At 70.9% G+C, this 15,244-nt stretch carries 14 protein-coding genes; 6 read left to right on the plus strand and 8 right to left on the minus strand.

Annotation, left to right across the window (positions count from 1 at the left end):
- The first annotated feature begins 138 nt into the window (after positions 1–138).
- The 3 genes from G4D83_RS29095 to G4D83_RS29105 are packed head-to-tail and all read left to right on the plus strand — an operon-like array spanning position 139 to position 3,662.
- Positions 139–2,253 (plus strand): PAS domain-containing sensor histidine kinase, encoded by a 2,115-nt coding sequence (locus G4D83_RS29095; protein ID WP_163868128.1) that lies wholly within the window; start codon positions 139–141, stop codon positions 2,251–2,253.
- Entirely contained in the window at positions 2,250–2,660 is a 411-nt protein-coding gene (locus G4D83_RS29100) for a response regulator (RefSeq protein ID WP_163868129.1), read from the plus strand. Before G4D83_RS29095 ends, G4D83_RS29100 begins: the two co-directional genes overlap by 4 nt.
- 9 nt (positions 2,661–2,669) lie before the next feature.
- Positions 2,670–3,662, plus strand: coding sequence for a GvpL/GvpF family gas vesicle protein (locus G4D83_RS29105; protein WP_240356721.1), 993 nt, complete (start codon positions 2,670–2,672; stop codon positions 3,660–3,662).
- Here G4D83_RS29105 and G4D83_RS29110 read toward each other — a convergent pair.
- From G4D83_RS29110 to G4D83_RS29130, 5 genes are read right to left on the minus strand one after another with little or no spacing between them, the layout of a single operon-like run.
- Entirely contained in the window at positions 3,645–4,730 is a 1,086-nt protein-coding gene (locus G4D83_RS29110; protein WP_163868130.1) for a hypothetical protein, read from the minus strand. The two genes, G4D83_RS29105 and G4D83_RS29110, sit on opposite strands and share 18 nt — an antisense overlap.
- Positions 4,727–6,601: a motility-associated ABC transporter substrate-binding family protein gene (locus tag G4D83_RS29115; protein WP_163868131.1), complete on the minus strand. Its 1,875-nt coding sequence runs from the start codon at positions 6,599–6,601 to the stop codon at positions 4,727–4,729. Before G4D83_RS29115 ends, G4D83_RS29110 begins: the two co-directional genes overlap by 4 nt.
- Positions 6,598–7,320 (minus strand): ABC transporter permease, encoded by a 723-nt coding sequence (locus G4D83_RS29120; RefSeq protein ID WP_163868132.1) that lies wholly within the window; start codon positions 7,318–7,320, stop codon positions 6,598–6,600. The genes G4D83_RS29115 and G4D83_RS29120 overlap by 4 nt, the downstream gene beginning before the upstream one ends.
- A complete protein-coding gene (locus G4D83_RS29125) occupies positions 7,317–8,246 on the minus strand; it encodes an ABC transporter ATP-binding protein (RefSeq protein WP_163868133.1) in 930 nt (309 codons plus the stop codon). Before G4D83_RS29125 ends, G4D83_RS29120 begins: the two co-directional genes overlap by 4 nt.
- Positions 8,247–8,298: 52 nt before the next feature.
- On the minus strand, positions 8,299–9,717 hold the full coding sequence (locus G4D83_RS29130; RefSeq protein WP_163868134.1) for a TIGR01777 family oxidoreductase: 1,419 nt from the start codon (positions 9,715–9,717) through the stop codon (positions 8,299–8,301).
- A 30-nt stretch (positions 9,718–9,747) separates the two neighbouring features.
- Here G4D83_RS29130 and G4D83_RS29135 point away from each other — a divergent pair, with 30 nt between their 5' ends.
- From G4D83_RS29135 to G4D83_RS29145, 3 genes are all read left to right on the plus strand, one after another.
- Positions 9,748–10,719: an L-threonylcarbamoyladenylate synthase gene (locus G4D83_RS29135; protein WP_163868135.1), complete on the plus strand. Its 972-nt coding sequence runs from the start codon at positions 9,748–9,750 to the stop codon at positions 10,717–10,719.
- 157 nt (positions 10,720–10,876) lie between these two features.
- Entirely contained in the window at positions 10,877–11,458 is a 582-nt protein-coding gene (locus G4D83_RS29140; RefSeq protein WP_240356723.1) for a hypothetical protein, read from the plus strand.
- A gap of 235 nt (positions 11,459–11,693) precedes the next feature.
- Positions 11,694–12,719: a hypothetical protein gene (locus G4D83_RS29145; RefSeq protein ID WP_217911051.1), complete on the plus strand. Its 1,026-nt coding sequence runs from the start codon at positions 11,694–11,696 to the stop codon at positions 12,717–12,719.
- Here the strand turns inward: G4D83_RS29145 and hemH are convergent.
- The 3 genes from hemH to G4D83_RS29160 form a co-directional block, all read right to left on the minus strand.
- A complete protein-coding gene (gene hemH / locus G4D83_RS29150) occupies positions 12,655–13,761 on the minus strand; it encodes a ferrochelatase (RefSeq protein WP_163868137.1) in 1,107 nt (368 codons plus the stop codon). The genes G4D83_RS29145 and hemH overlap by 65 nt on opposite strands.
- Complete coding sequence (gene apaG / locus G4D83_RS29155) at positions 13,761–14,147, minus strand: Co2+/Mg2+ efflux protein ApaG (RefSeq protein WP_163868138.1); 387 nt, start codon at positions 14,145–14,147, stop codon at positions 13,761–13,763. The genes hemH and apaG overlap by 1 nt, the downstream gene beginning before the upstream one ends.
- A 66-nt stretch (positions 14,148–14,213) precedes the next feature.
- Entirely contained in the window at positions 14,214–15,164 is a 951-nt protein-coding gene (locus G4D83_RS29160; RefSeq protein ID WP_163868139.1) for a TerC family protein, read from the minus strand.
- Positions 15,165–15,244: the final 80 nt, after the last annotated feature.

Raw genomic sequence — 15,244 nt, forward strand, 5'->3', positions numbered from 1 at the left:
ACGGCGTCCACGCGGACCCACTCCCTCCCGCTGCTCCCGAGCACGCCGCCCGCGTCGTGGTGACCTTCCTGGAGGTTCGGACCGACGACGCTCCCCCTCCTGGCGACACACCTCGTCTCTCTCCTGGAGCCTGACGCATTGGCCTCTCCCGTTCCTGTCGCCCCGGACTCCGTCACCTCCGCCGATGCCCGCCTCGCCCTGGCCGAGCAGCTGCTCGCCTGCGACACCGCGAGAGCGTGCGCGGAGGCCGTCGTCGCGTGGCTGCCCCGTCACGCCCAGGCCGTCGCCTCGGCCTGTCTGGCGCGCGAGGAGCCTGGGGGGAGGATGGGCTGTCTTGCAGCGACGGGGCTGTCCGACGCGCAGCACGCCGCGCTGAAGGCCTGGTCCGATGACGACCTGTCCCACCCGCTGGCGGACGTGCTGGCCCAGGCCACGCCCCGCTTCTTCCCGAGCGCCCGCGCGCCCCTGCCTTCATCGGGGACGGGAGGCCTGCTCGCTGTGCCGCTGGGAAGGCTCGGCTCGCCGCCGGTGGGACTGCTCCTCGTCTGGGCCAGCGGCCCCACGCCGCCGCCCGAAGTCACCTGGGTGGCCGGCAGCGTGGGCCCCTTCCTCGCGCGGCAGGCCACGTCGGGGCCGCTGGGCACGAGCGGCAGCGCGCTGTTCCGCCGCATCATCGACGCGGTGACGGACCCGGTGCTGCTGACGGACCTGGAGGGCCGGCCCCGGCTGGCCAACGCGCGCGCGGAGGCCCTGCTGGTGGCCCACCCCGACGCGAGCCACGGCCGCAGGCGCGCCGTGCACCTCAACCAGCGCGTGGTCTCCGCCGCCGTGGCCAGCACCGCCAGCGGCGGCTCCCCTGGACTGAGCTGGCGCGAGATTCCGCTGGTGGACCCGGTGGAGGGACTGGACCTGCTCTTCGAACTGGTGAGCACGCGGGTGTACGAGCCGGACGGCCGCGAGGCCATGGTGAGCGTGCTGCGCAACGTGACGGACCTGGGCCGGGCGACCCAGGCGCTGGGAGAGAGCTACCGCCGCCTGCGCGCCACCGAGCGCGAGGCCCGCAGCGAGCGCCACCGGTTGGACCGGGTGCTGGACTCCGTGGCGGACCCCATCATCCTGTCGGACCCGTCCGGCGGCACGGTGATGATGAACGAGCCCGCGGAGAAGCTCTTCACCCTGCCCGTGGACGGAGGCCGCGCCGCGCAGCGCCGCGTGCGCACCAACCACGCGACGTTCGCCTCGTTCCTCGCCAACCTGCTGGATGGCGGCAGCAACCTGCGCTGGCGCGGACAGCTCAGCCTGATGGACCCGGCCAGCGGCGACACGCTCCCGGTGGAGGCGGTGGCCAGCAAGGTGCTCGGCGACAGCGGCGAGCTGACGGGCATCGTCACCCTCTTCCGCGACAGGGGCGAGGCGCTGGCGAAGGCGCGGCTCCTGGAGCGGCTCAAGGAGGTCTCCACGCTGCTGGAGGCGCGCGTGCAGGTGGCCACCGCGGAGCTGGCGGAGCAGAACGAGAAGCTGCGCCGGCAGGCCATCCAACTGGAGCAGGCGAGCGCGGCCAAGTCGCAGTTCCTGGCCAACATGTCCCACGAGTTCCGCACGCCGCTCAACGCCATCCTCGGCTACACCAACATGCTGTTGCAGGGCGTGTCGGGTGAGCTGACGCCGCCGCAGAAGCGCAACCTTTCGCGCATCGACTCCAACGGGCGGCACCTGTTGGAGGTCATCAACGAAATCCTGGACATCACCCGCATCGAAGCGGGGCGGATGCCGCTGCACCTGTCGGACTTCGCCATCCCGGAGCTGCTCCACGAGGTCATGGCGGAGATGGACCCCATCATCGCGCGCAGCAAGCTGACGGTGAGCACGCAGTTGGGCGCGAAGCTGCCGCCGGTGCACAGCGACCGACAGAAGGTGAAGCAGATTGTCCTCAACCTGCTGTCCAATGCCCTGAAGTTCACGCACGAGGGCGGCGTGAAGGTGCTGGCGGAGTACGTTGCATCCACCTCCATGCTCACCATCTCCGTGGAAGACTCCGGGATTGGCATCGACCCGGCGTATCAGGAGAAGATTTTCGAGGACTTCCAGCAGGTGGACAGCTCGCCCACCCGGGCCTATGGCGGCACCGGGTTGGGATTGTCCATCTGTCGCCGTCTGGCCGACATGCTGGGGGGACGCGTCTCCCTCCAGAGCACCCCGGGGCAGGGGTCGACCTTCACGCTGCACTTTCCACGACGCCCGAGGCGGACATGACGAATCCCTCCCCGAACCTCAAGCCGCTCGTGCTCGTCGTGGACGACTACGACGATGCGCGGGAGATGTACGCGGAGTACCTGGAGTTCTCCGGGTTCCGCGTGGCGCAGGCGAGGAACGGCCAGGAGGCCCTGGACCAGGCGTTCGCGCTCACGCCGGACATCATCCTGATGGACCTGTCGTTGCCCATCATCGACGGCTGGGAGGCGACGCGGCGGTTGAAGAACGATGACCGCACGCGCGCCATCCCCGTCGTCGCGCTCACCGGCCATGCGATGACGGGCCAGTCGGACGAGGCGAAGGGCGCGGGCTGCGACTCCTTCGTCACCAAGCCGTGCCTCCCCGACGAGCTGGTGGCGGAGGTCCGGCACATCCTCGCGCAGCGCGGAGTCGCCGTGTCCCACTGAGACGTGCCCATGCCACGCACCTCTCGGCCCTCCAGCAAGTCGAAGACTCCCAGCCGGCGCGGCACCCCGGCCCGCAAGAGCGCTCCCGCGAGCAAGCCCTCCCGACGCGCCACCGCGGCCAGCGAGGCCCGCGCCCCCGCTCCGCCGCCGCCCCGGCCAGGCCGCGCCAAGCGCAACACGGTGAAGAACGCCCCGAAGGCCAAGGCGCCCCGGGCGAAGGCCACGCACCTCACCCGGACACCGGAGGAGCTGGCGGGTCCGCACTATCTCCATGGCGTGGTGCGCGCGGAAGGTCCGCTGGACTTCGGTGCCATCGGCCTGGGAATGCCGCCAGCCCGCGTCCACGCGGTGCGCGAGGGCTCACTCGTCGCGCTGGTGTCGGCGGCCCCCGCGCGAGTGGTGGACCCCACGCGGGCCAATCTCCTGGCCCACCAGCGCGCCGCCGAGGTGGTGCTGCGAGAGCACACGCTCCTGCCCGTCGCCTTCGGGACGGTGCTCGGCTCGGAGGCCGAGGTGCGAGGCTTCCTGCGCGCGTCCCAGGACGTGCTCACCCAGGTCTTGAAGGCCCTGGAGGGCAAGGTGGAGATGGGCCTCAAGGTGCTCTACCACCGCGAGCACCTGGCCCGGCGCATGGAGATGGAGGACTCGAGCCTGCGCCGTCGTGAGAACGAGTCGGAGGCCGAGCACGAGCGGCGCCTGGGGCACGCGGTGGAGATGCGCGCCGCGCTGGACATGGCCGCGATGCAGGAGGGGCTGCGTCCGCTGGCCCGCGCGACTCGCACGGACGCGCCGGTGGGCGAGCGGATGCTGCTCAACGCCGCCTTCCTCGTCGCCCGGGACGAGCTGCCCGCGTTCGAGGCGCGGGTCCGGATGCTGGCCGCGCGCTCGGACCTCTACGCCTTCCGCTTCACCGGGCCCTGGGCGCCGTACAGCTTCGTCGACGTGCGACTGGGGCTGGACGGCGTCGGCCAGGCACCGCCCGCGTCACGGCCCGCCGGCTGAAGACACCGGCGTCGTCACGCGCGCGGCCTCCGCGGCCAGCGGGTCCACGCCCGCGTGGAGCCGGACCCAGCCCGGGGTGTGCTCGGTACGAGCGAAGAAGCCGTCCGTGCCCCGTGCCACCGTCAGCTCACCCACGGACTTGCCGCCGCGCCGGTACTCCACGCGGAAGGCCTCCTTGGGCTCGCCTCCCGCCGGCGCCTCGTCGCGGCCCAGCAGGTCCACCGGCATCAACCGCCACACGCGGTCATGCCAGTTGCGGGTGAACTCGTCCGGCTTGTCCGGCGCCTCCTCCGGCGACAGCGCGACGGGGTTGGGCGCCTTGCCCGTGGCCCTGAAGGCGCGCGACGTGCCGCCCGAGGAGATGACCACCGCGTCGAACTCGCCCAGGTCGAACGTGTGCAGCCTGCGGTCCACCAGCCGGCTGCTCGCGTTCTCCAAGTCGGGCAGCAGCGCGGGGCCCAGCAGGAACACCTGGCCGTCCGAGTCGCGCCGCAGGTAGGGCGTGCCCCAGCCTCCCGTCGTCGAGGCGAGCGTGAAGGTCTCCACCTTTCCGCCCAGCGTCAGCGTCAGCTTGCGCTGCGACGTGGTCAGCCCCACCTCCTCCAGCTTCTTCGTCTCCAACGCACCCAGCGCCCGCGTGGCCCGCAGCGGGGCGAAGCGAGGGAAGAGCTTCTCCGCCACCTCGTTGGCCCGAAGCTCGCGAGGAGGCGGAGGCGCGGGCGGCGCGGCCAGGAGCGACACACCCGCGTCCGGTGCCCCCTGCGCCTGGGCCACGGCACCACCATCCGCGCCCGGCACGAGGCCCGCGACGGGCTCGGCGGGAGGCAGCGGCTTCGAGGGCTTGTAGCCCAGGCGAACCCACAGCGTGTCCCGCGACTGCGCGTCGCGGTACAGCTCCACGTAGCGCGCCTCGTCCTCGTAGCGCACCTTGTCCAGCGCGCGCGCCGGCAGCTCCACCACCGTCACGTCGCCGGGGGCGCCCGCGGGGGCCCGCTGCCACACCAGGTAGGCGGCCACCAGCGCCACCACCGCGAGGGCGCCCTGGAGCGCCAGGTCCCGCGCCTTCATTGCTCACCTCCCGCCGCCGCCACCGGTGCGCGCGGAGCTCGACGGCCTCGTCGCCGTGTCGTCACGAAGCCCAGCGCCAGCACCAGCGCCGGAGCCACGAACACGGTGGCGTAGAACCACGCCACGTCCTGCTCCCGCGTGTGCTGGATGGGCACGTCCTCCTCCGAGGACACCGCGCCGGACACGGACTCTTCGCCCGTCAGCCACCGCAGCGTGTCCACCGCGAGGTAGGCGTTGCCCATGTTGGACAACACCACGTCGCTCACCACGTCCGCGTCCGCCATGACGACGGCGCGGGTCGGCTCCTTGCCGGCCGCCGCGGGCTGCTCCACCGCCACCACCAGCGGCCACGTGCGCCGCGTCTCTCCCGGGTCCGCCGTGAAGTTGCCGTTGGCGTCGGCGAACGTCGCGCCATGCGCGCGCACGGAGATGTCGTGCATGACGTTGTTGGGCAAGGGCTGCACCTGGTCCAGCGCGCCCGCGCCCAGGAAGGCCACCGGCGACTGGCCGCCCATCGCCGTCAGCGACGTGACGGACGGATGGGAGCTGAAGCTCGCCGTACCCAGGTTGCCCCTGTCACTCTGTTGCCGCGTGGTGCGGAAGTACACCTGGTCATTCGCCAGCGGCGTGCCCGCGTACTTCAGGCCCAGCGGCTCCAGCAGCTTCTCGAAGCGCGGGCCATCCGGCTCCAACGCCAGCCACAGCCTGCCCCCTCGGTCCAGGTACTCGCGCACCGCGGTGAGCTCCTCGGGCAGGAAGTCGCGCGTGGCGCCCAAAACAACGAGCGCCCCCGCGTCGGCGGGTACCGCGCTGCCCAGCCCCTCCGCGACACCCAGCGACCGGACGTCCACGTTCTGCGCGCGCAGCATCTCCTTGAACTGGGCGACGGGCGGCTTCGGCATCTCGCCCGGCACCGGCCGCGTCTCCGCGCGCTCGCCATGGCCCGCCGTGAAGTAGACGACGCGACGGGGCTTCGCCACCGTCAGGAGCCGCCGTTGGACCTCCTGGTCCAGACGCTGGAGCTGGCCCCGAGCGCGATCCAACTCCAGGCCCACCGTGAAGGGCTCCTTGCGCTCACCCCGGGCCACGACGACAGTGCCGTTGTTGTGGACGCCGAGCGCCTTCGCGCGGACGGGCTCCACCGCCTGGTCCAGCCGCTCCACGTTGAGCAGCTCCGGGCTCTCCACGGCCAGGTCCTGGAAGTACTGGCGCACCGCTTCGCCCACTTCGTTCGCGGGCGGGAAGAACATCGTCACCTGCAGCGGCTCGTTGAGGCCACGCACCACCTTGCGCGTGGAGTCGCCCGGCTTCGCGGTGCGGAAGTACGAGAGGTCCCACGTCGTGTTCGCCTGCGTGACGACGTACATGGTCGCGAAGGCGAAGATGAGCACGAAGGACAGCCCCAGGCCGGAGAACAGCGCGCTGCGAGCGCGTCCCGTCTCCAGCACCGGCGCCCGCGTCATCGCCTGCGCCGCCGTCTCCACCAGCGCCAGCGGGACGAGGCAGCATGTCAGGAGCGCGGGGAACAGCGCCGCCAGCATCACCGCCAGCTTGGGTGCCTTCTGCGACAGCGAGCCACCGAAGAGGCTCACGCCCAGGTCGGACTGGACGAAGTAGAGCGCCAGCGCGAGCAGGCCCACGCCATACAGGCCCAGCACCCAGCCATCCACCGTGCGCCGGTCCGCGCCGGTGCCTCGGGAGCGAGCGAAGCGCCAGACCACCGCGGCCACCGCCGCGAGGACGCCCACCATGGAGAGGACTCCACGGCCCGTGCCCAGGCCGAGGATGCGCTCGCCGACGAAGACGGACACCAGGCCCGCCACGAAGAGCAGCGTCGCCGCCAACCCATTGCCCACCGGACGGGTGCTCATCGCCACCTCCGCGCTTCGAGCACCCGGGTGGCGGCGAACAGCGCCACGTAGGTGACGACCAGGTAATAGACGACGTCACGCACGTGGATGAGCCCCGACTGGAACGGAGGGAAGTGCTGGTTCCACAGGGACATCGCGCTGAAGACATCCGCCAGCGGCTGCTCGGTGATTCGCGCCAGCAGCCAGCAGAGGATGAGCGCCACCAGCATCACCGCGGACGTAATCGCCGCGAGCAGTTGGTTGCGCGCCAGCGCCGAGCCGAACGTGCCGACCGCGAGCGACGCACTGCCCAGGAGCAGCAGGCCCAGGTAGCCCGCCGCCACGTGGCCGAAGGACACCTTGCCGTTCACCAGCACCAGCACCGGCATGTACAGCGTGCACAGCACGTACAGCGACAGGAAGGCGAGCCCCGCCAGGAACTTGCCCAGCACGATGTCGCGGTCTCTCAGCGGCGACGAGTACAGCAGGGGCAACGTGCCCGTCTGCCGCTCCTCGGCCAACAGGCGCATGGAGATGAACACCGAGGCGACGATGGTGAAGCCGCTCGAGTAATAGAAGAACTGCGACAGCACCTCGGCGGAGCGCTTGCTCGCGCCGCCCAGGGCGTACGCGTTGAAGAACAGGCCGTTCAACGCGAGGATGACCGCGATGACGACGTAGCCGCTGAGCGTGCGCAGGTAGGCGGACAGCTCGCGGCGGGCGATGAGCAGGGCCTTCACGCGCGCACCTCCTGCCCGTGCGTCAGTCGCAGGAAGATGGACTCCAACTGCCCCGCGCCCTGGTCCAACCGCAGCAACTCCAGCCCCGCGCCCACCACCGCCTGCGCCACGCGAGGACGCTCGTCCGGAGAAGCGCGCAGCGTCAGCGACAGCACGCCGTCCGCCGCCCGGTCCACATCCACCGCGCCAAACGGTTTGAGCACTTCGAGCGCGCGCGCCCGGTCTCCTCGCACCTCCAACTCGATGGAGCCGCCGCCGCCCATCTTCCGCCCCAACTCCTCCTCCGTCCCCTGTGCCACCAGCGTCCCCTTGTGGATGATGAGGAGCCGGTCACACGTCTGCGAGATTTCCGGAAGGATGTGACTGGAGACGAGCACCGTGTGCGTGCCCTTGAGCCCGCGGATGACGTCGCGCATCTCGACAATCTGCCGGGGGTCCAGGCCGCTGGTGGGCTCGTCCAGGATGAGCAGCGCCGGCTTGTGCACCAGCGCCTGCGCCACGCCCACGCGCTGGCGGTAGCCGTGGCTGAGCGTGGAGATGAGCTCGCCGTCCACCTCGCGCAGGCCCGTCTTCTCCTCCGCTTCACCCACGCGAGCGGTGGTGTCCCGAGCCGTCACGCCGCGAAGCCGCGCGACGTACGTCAGGTACTCCCCCACCGTCATCTCCTCGTAGAGCGGCGGCACGTCCGGGAGGTAGCCAATCCGTTGCCGGACCTCGTGGGCATTGCTCACCACGTCATGGCCGTCGATGACGACGCGGCCAGCGGTCGGCAAGAGCACGCACCCGAGGACCTTCAACGTCGTCGACTTGCCCGCGCCATTGAGGCCCAGGAAGCCGATGACTTCACCCTGGCCGATGGTGAAGGCCAGGTCCCGGATGGCCGCATGCTCACCGTAATACTTGGTCAGCCCTTCGACCTGAATCATAGGGGGCCATTCCATCAGTCCCCCCAGGGGGCATTGTCAAGCGCCGAACCACTCAGTCGTGACGGAACTCCGGCCCCGCCGTGGTGCGGCCGAGCGTGAAGCGCAGCGCCTCCTCCAGGTCCGGCAGGAGGAACGAGTAGCCGAGTCGCTCCGTGGCGGAGGGAAGCACCCGGGCACCCGCCAGCAGGGCCTCCTGCCCCATCTGCCCGAAGAGGGCGCGGATGGCCACGGCGGGCATCGGCAGGAAGGCGGGCCGCCGCACCACCCGGCCGAGCGTCTTCGCGAAGTCCGCCTGCCGCACCGCGCCCGGTGCCACGGCGTTGATGGGGCCGCGAGCCGCCTGGGTGAAGAGGCTGATGTGGAAGAGCCCGAGGATGTCCTCCATCGACACCCAGGACATCCACTGGCGTCCGGAGCCGATGGGCCCGCCTCCTCCCGCGAGGAACGCGGGCAGCATCTTCGCCAGCGCGCCCTCTCGCGCATCCAGCACCGGGCCGATGCGCAGGTGCACCACGCGGATGCCAGCGGCCTCCGCGGGCGCGGTGGCCGCCTCCCAGGCGCGACACACGTCCGCGAGGAAGCCGGTGCCCGGCGCGCTCTCCTCGGTGAGCGGCTCGTCGCCCCGGTCGCCGTAGATGCCGCTGCCCGCGGCGCACACCAGCACGCGGGGCTTCTTCTTCATGCGCGCCAGCGACTCCGACAGCGTCAGCGTGCCCTCGGTGCGGCTCTTGAGGATGGAGTCCTTGTACTCGGGGGACCAGCGCTTGCCGGCGACGTTGGCACCCGCCAGGTGCACCACCGCGTCCACGCCTTCGAGCGAGGCGGTGTCCACCTCGCCCTTGTCGGGTGACCACGCCACCTCGTTCTTGGACGCGTCCGCGCGGCCTCGCACCAGGCGCTTCACACGGTGGCCGCCGGTGGTGAGGAACGGCACGAGCGACGAGCCAATCGAGCCCGACGCACCGGTGACTGCCACGGTGAGCGGCCCGGCGTCCGCGAAGGCGGCATGACGCCGCAGGTCTTCACGTGTCACCCGGTGGCGATAGGCGAACATCCGCTCCAGCGTGCGCCGGGCGATGCCGCCACCGAAGAGGCTGCCCGCCAGGCCCATGGGCAGGACGTACTCCACCTCGTCCTCCAGCACGGAGGAGCTCGTCGCGGGCTCGGGCCACATCCTGTGGGTGTGGACCCACTTCGAGAACGGGCCGGAGACCTGCGTGTCCTGGAAGAGCGAGTCCTGCACATAGGCCGTGTGCTCGGCCACCCAGCGTCGGGGGATGGGCCCCACGCGCATCCGCATGACGATTCGGGCGCCGGGGTGGATGCCGTCACCGGAGCGCTCCAGCAACTCCATCCGCTCCCAGGGAGGCGTCAGCCGAGCGAGCGCCCCTTCCCGGGCATGCCAGGCAAACAACTCCGAGGCCGAGACCGGCATCCGACTGCGCGCATCGAAGACGTGCGACTTGCCCATGCTGCCTCCCGGCGCGACAGTGCGGCACGCATGCTAAATCCGGAGCTCGTCGAGCGCGCGGTGGAATTGCTGCGGCACGGCGGTGTCATCGCCCTGCCGACAGAAACGGTGTACGGCCTCGCGGCCAACGCCGAGGACGAGCTGGCGGTGCGTCGTGTCTTCGCCATCAAGGGCCGTCCCGCCACCCACCCGCTCATCGTCCACCTGCCCGGCGCCGAGCACCTGTCCTCCTGGGCCCGGGACATCCCCGACGCCGCGCACCGTCTCGCCGAGGCCTTCTGGCCCGGGCCCCTCACGCTCGTGCTGCCGCGCACACCCAGGGCCACCGACGCCGTGACAGGCGGCCAGGACACGGTGGCGCTGCGCGTGCCGGGACATCCGGTGGCGCTCGCCGTGCTGAAGGCCCTGGGCGGAGGCGTGGCCGCGCCGAGCGCCAACCGCTTCGGCCGCGTGAGCCCCACCACGGCGGAGCACGTGCGCGCGGACCTGGGTGACGACGTGGACCTGGTCCTGGACGGAGGACCGAGCACCGTGGGCGTCGAGTCCACCATCGTCGACCTGAGCACGGGCGCCCCCGCCATCCTCCGTCCCGGAGGCCTGTCCTCCGAGGACATCGAGCGCGTGCTGGGACATCCGGTGCCCGTGCGGACTTCAGCCAAGGTCCGCGTGTCGGGCTCGCTCGCCTCGCACTACGCGCCGCGCGCGGGCGTGGTGCTGACAGAGCCACGAGAGGCCGCCGCGCGAGTGCGCTCCCTTCGAGACCAGGGCCTGCGCGTGGGCGTCCTCGGACCCGCGAGCCTGGAGCTGCCACCGGACGTGCCTCGCTTCGACGTGCCGGAAGACCCCGCCGGAGCCGCGCGCGTGCTCTACGCGAGACTGCGCGAAGCCGACGAGCGGGGACATGATGTGCTCGTCGCCTGTCTCCCCGCCGCCAGCGGACTGGGCATCGCGGTGCGAGACAGACTCGCGCGCGCCGCCGCGCCTCGCGACCCGCACGCCTGAGCAACAGCGGCGGCCGGAGTATCGCGTCATTCACCACCACGCGACAACGACCGCCCGCCCCGCGCGATATGCGCTGAAACCACCCGCGTTGTCCCCACCGCACCGCGCGCACGGCACTCCCCTTGTCGCGCGGCCCACCCCAGCGGACGAGGCGACGATGATGGTGCGAAGGCAGTGGCTCGCGGCAATGACGAGCGTCGTGGCGGCGATGTGCTTCGCGGGGTGCGCCAGCCCTCGGAAAGTCCTGCTGGAGCGGACCAGCAGCCTCGTCGTCTACGACCTGCCCGCCATGGAGGTCATGAAGGCCGCGGAGAAGGTGATTGCGGACCGGGGCTACGACTTGCTGCCCAGCACCGACCCCTACTTCCTCCAGACGCCCTGGAAGGTGACGGGCAACTTCGACCTCGGCGCCCGCTGGTCCCGCCTCTACGTCGAGGGCCGCGTCCGCGCCGATGGGCGCTTCTCCGTGCGCGCGTATGAGATGGCCGCCACGACCTTCGCCCGAACCCAGTCCCTGCCCACCCTGCGCTACACGGGCCACGGCACCGTGGACGACACGCCCAACGCCACGCCAGCCGTCCTGGTGGGCACGGAGCCCGCCATGCAGACGCGCTCCGCGCGCCCCAACATCCGCAGGCTCCTGGAGCTGGAGTGGAGCATCCTCGAGCGAATCAACCCCGACTTCGCCGGGAGCGTGAAGGACCAGGTCGACCTCTACGTGGCGCACGCGCCCCAGTGACGCTCGGACCCGGCCGCTCCAACGCCCTGACGCAGCCGGCCACGCCCCACACCCGGGGAGTTGGAGCTGCAAGGAGTTGGTGGGGACAGCGCAACCCCGACTTCGTCGGACACGTCAAGCAAGCCTCGCGACGAAACACGCGCCTTATTCGACGGGCACGGCCGGGTGACGGACTTGAAATGCCCTCCTGGGCTCCGGTATCCCGGATGTCCTCCCAGAGGAGCGTCCCCGCGTGATGCGAAGCCTGTTCGGCATGGTCGTCGCCCTGTCTTTGATTGCCTGCACGGAAGAGCCCCGAGGGCAGCTCGAGCCCATTCCCCGGCCTCCGGGCATGAAGGAAGCGTCCAAGGAGGAGGGCGCCGCGCAGCCCGCCGCCGCGCCCGCCGTGGACCCGTCCAAGGTGGTGCTGCGCTGGAAGCCGCCCGCGGGCGCGTCCCTCACCTACCGCCTCACGCTGGACCGCACGGGCGCCGCGCCCGCCGCCGTCGAGGAGGTGGAGGAGAAGCCCGCCAAGGGCAAGAAGGGCAAGGAGAAGGACGCGCCCAAGCCCGAGCGCGCCGCGGCCGCCACCTCCTCCTTCCCCAGCGCGTTCACCTTCGTGCTGGAGCGCGGCGACTCCGGTGACTTCCGGCTGCGCGTCATCCCCGAGGGAAGCAGCGCCCCCGAGGACACCGGCACCGTGAGCGAGCGCGGCTTCGTGCTCGATGGCCTCCAGGGCATCACCCGCAACACGGCCTCGCTGGTGCTGGAGCTGCCCCTGGCGGCCGTGGGCCCCAACGACACCTGGGCGCTGGGCACGGAGTTGCTCACGCACGACGCCCTGGGGCCCACCGCGTTCACCGTCAGCAAGACGGAGCGCCGCAACCGCGTGAAGCTCACCGCGCTCACCCCCGGGGAAGGTGGCGAGCAGGTGGCCACGCTGGAGTACGACTTGCTGGACCAGCTCTCCGGCAAGGCGGCCCCGCGTCGCCCGCCGCCCGCCGTGCCCGCGCGCGCCAGCGACCCGGTGGACGACGACGACGCCCCGACGTCCGCCGCGTCGGACGCCAGCGCCGAGGTGCGCATCGTCGGCCGTGGCGAGTTCCTGGTGAAGGCCGGCAAGTGGCGCTCGTGGGAGGGCAGCATCACCTCCTCCACGCGAGGCATCTTCCCCGCCACCGCGCTCCAGGTGCCTCCTGGCACGGTGAAGCTGAAGCTCACCGCGCTGGAGTCAGCGCCCCCTCCGGCCGCGCCCCAGCCGACGGCGAGGCCCCAGCAGTAGGCGGCGCGCCGTCGGACTCGCGCACCAGCCGCACCACCGCGTCCACCCAGTCCGGGTGGGCGTTCAGCGAGGGGACGAGCGTCAACGACTCGCCCCCCGCCTCGACGAACTGCTCGCGGGCGCGCAGCCCCACTTCCTCCAGCGTCTCCAGGCAGTCGGCGACGAACGACGGGCACATCACCGCCAGCCGCTTCACGCCCTGCTTCGCCAGCTCGGGCAGCACAAAATCCGTATAGGGCTTCACCCACGGGGTGCGCCCCAGCCGGGACTGGAAGGACACGCTCCACCCGCTCGCGGACAGCCCCAGCCGCTCGGCCAGCCCGCGCGCCGTGGCGAAGCACTGGGCCCGGTAGCAGTGACGGTTGGCGTCCGTGAGCGAGTCACAGCAGCCCGCTGAAGCGAAGCAGTGCTGGCCGGACGTGTCCGTCTTGCGCACGTGCCGCTCCGGCACACCGTGGAAGCTGAACAGGACATGGTCCGCGCGCGCGCCGGCAATCACCGGCCGGGCCACCGCGGTGAAGGCATCCAGGAAGGACGGGTGCCCATGGAACGCCGGCACCGCGCGCACGTTGGGCACGTCCCAGCCCTCCGTCATCACCTCATACACCCGGGCCAGCGACGAGGCCGACGACGACGTGGCCTCCTGCGGGTACAGCGGCAGCACGGTGAAGTCCGTCACGCCGCGCGCGCGCATCTGGGCCACGGTGTCGGGAATGGAGGGGCGGCCGTAGCGCATGGCCAGCGCCACGTCGTACTCCCCCGAAAGCCTCTCGCGCACCGCCGTCTCCAGCTCCCGGCTGTACACCAGCAGGGGCGAGCCCTCCTTCATCCACACCTTGCGGTACGCCTCCGCGCTCTTCGCGGGACGCGTGGGCAGGATGAAGAGGTTGAGCAGCAGCCAGCGCCCCACCGGGTGGATGTCCACCACGCGGGCGTCACTCAGGAACTCGCGCAGGTAGCGCCGCACCGGCCCCGACTCGGGCGCATCCGGCGTGCCCAGGTTGATGAGGAGCAGCCCCCGCTTCGGTTCCGGGGTCGTCATCAGTGCAGGGCGTTGGGAAGGGTGAGCGCGAACTCCGCGATGCGCGCCTCGAAGTGCGAGCCGTCCGGCCGCTCCATCTCATAGCTGCCGCGCATGGTGCCGAACGGCGTGCGCAGCATCGCCCAGCTCGTGTACTCGAAGCGCTCGCCCGGGGCCACGCGGGGCTGGCGGCCCACCACGCCCTCCCCCTTCACCTCCTCCACCTTCCCGGAGGCGTCGGTGATGAGCCAGTGCCGCGACTTGAGCTGCGCGGGCGCCTCGCTCTCGTTGACGATTTCCACCGTGTACATGAAGGCGTACTGCCCCGACTCGGGCGAGCTTCGCTCCGGCCAGTAGGCCGGCTTCACGGTGATGCGGATGCCATCAGTGGTGGCGCTGGAAGACATGCCTCCACATTTGAAGGCAAGCCCCCCGGGTTGCAAGGAAAACCCCGGAGGGCCACCCGTCTGGGTTCAGGTTTTCGCGCTCTCCCGGTCATGACCGGGCTCCGGGCTCTTGGGCCAGATGAGCGACGCGACGATGGCGGCCAGCAGGATTCCGCCAATCACACCCAGCGACAGGACGATGGGGAGGTGGATGTTGAAGTACGTAATCAGCATCTTCACGCCCACGAAGCCCAGGATTCCGCTCAGCCCCAGCTTCAGGAAGTGGAACTTGTCCATCAGGCTGGCCACCACGAAGAACAGCGAGCGCAGGCCTAGAATCGCGCACACATTGGACGTGTAGATGATGAACGCGTCCTGGCTGATGCCCAGCACCGCGGGGATGGAGTCCAGGGCGAAGAGCAAATCAGTGGCCTCCACCACCAGCAGGACGATGAACAGCGGCGTCACCTTGCGGCGGCCATCCTCGGTGAGGAAGAAGCGGCTGCCCTCGCCCAGCCGGGCCACGGGGAGCACCCGGCGCGCCAGCTTGACGATGCCCTTCTGCTCCGGGTCCATCTCCTCGTCCTTGGAGACGAGCATCTTCACCGCGGTGAAGACGAGGAACGCGCCGAACAGGTAGATGAGCCAGTGGAAGCGCTGCACCAGGGCCGCGCCGGCGATGATGAGCACCGCGCGCATGACGAACGCGCCCAGGATGCCCCAGAACAGCACCCGGTGCTGGTGCTCGGCCGCCACCCGGAAGTAGCTGAACACCATCAGGAAGACGAACAGGTTGTCGACGGAGAGCGAGTACTCCACGACATACGCCGTCAGCCACTGGAGCGCCGGGGTGCTCCCGGAGAAGCGCCAGATGCCCGCGCAGAACGCGAGGCTGATGGAAATCCACACCAACGTCCAGATGCCCGCTTCCTTGGGCGTCACCGCGTGGTCCTTGCGGTGGAACAGACCAAGGTCCACGGCGAGCATCGCCAGGACGAAGAGGTTGAAGCCCACCCAAAGCGCGACTTGCGTATTCACGTGTGAATCCTGTTTCAGAAACAGCCGGCGCACCCTAGCGGCGGAGCGCCCGGGCGTCGACTCTTCCGTATAACCCGGGC

This window comes from Myxococcus eversor, assembly GCF_010894455.1.
Taxonomy (GTDB): domain Bacteria; phylum Myxococcota; class Myxococcia; order Myxococcales; family Myxococcaceae; genus Myxococcus; species Myxococcus eversor.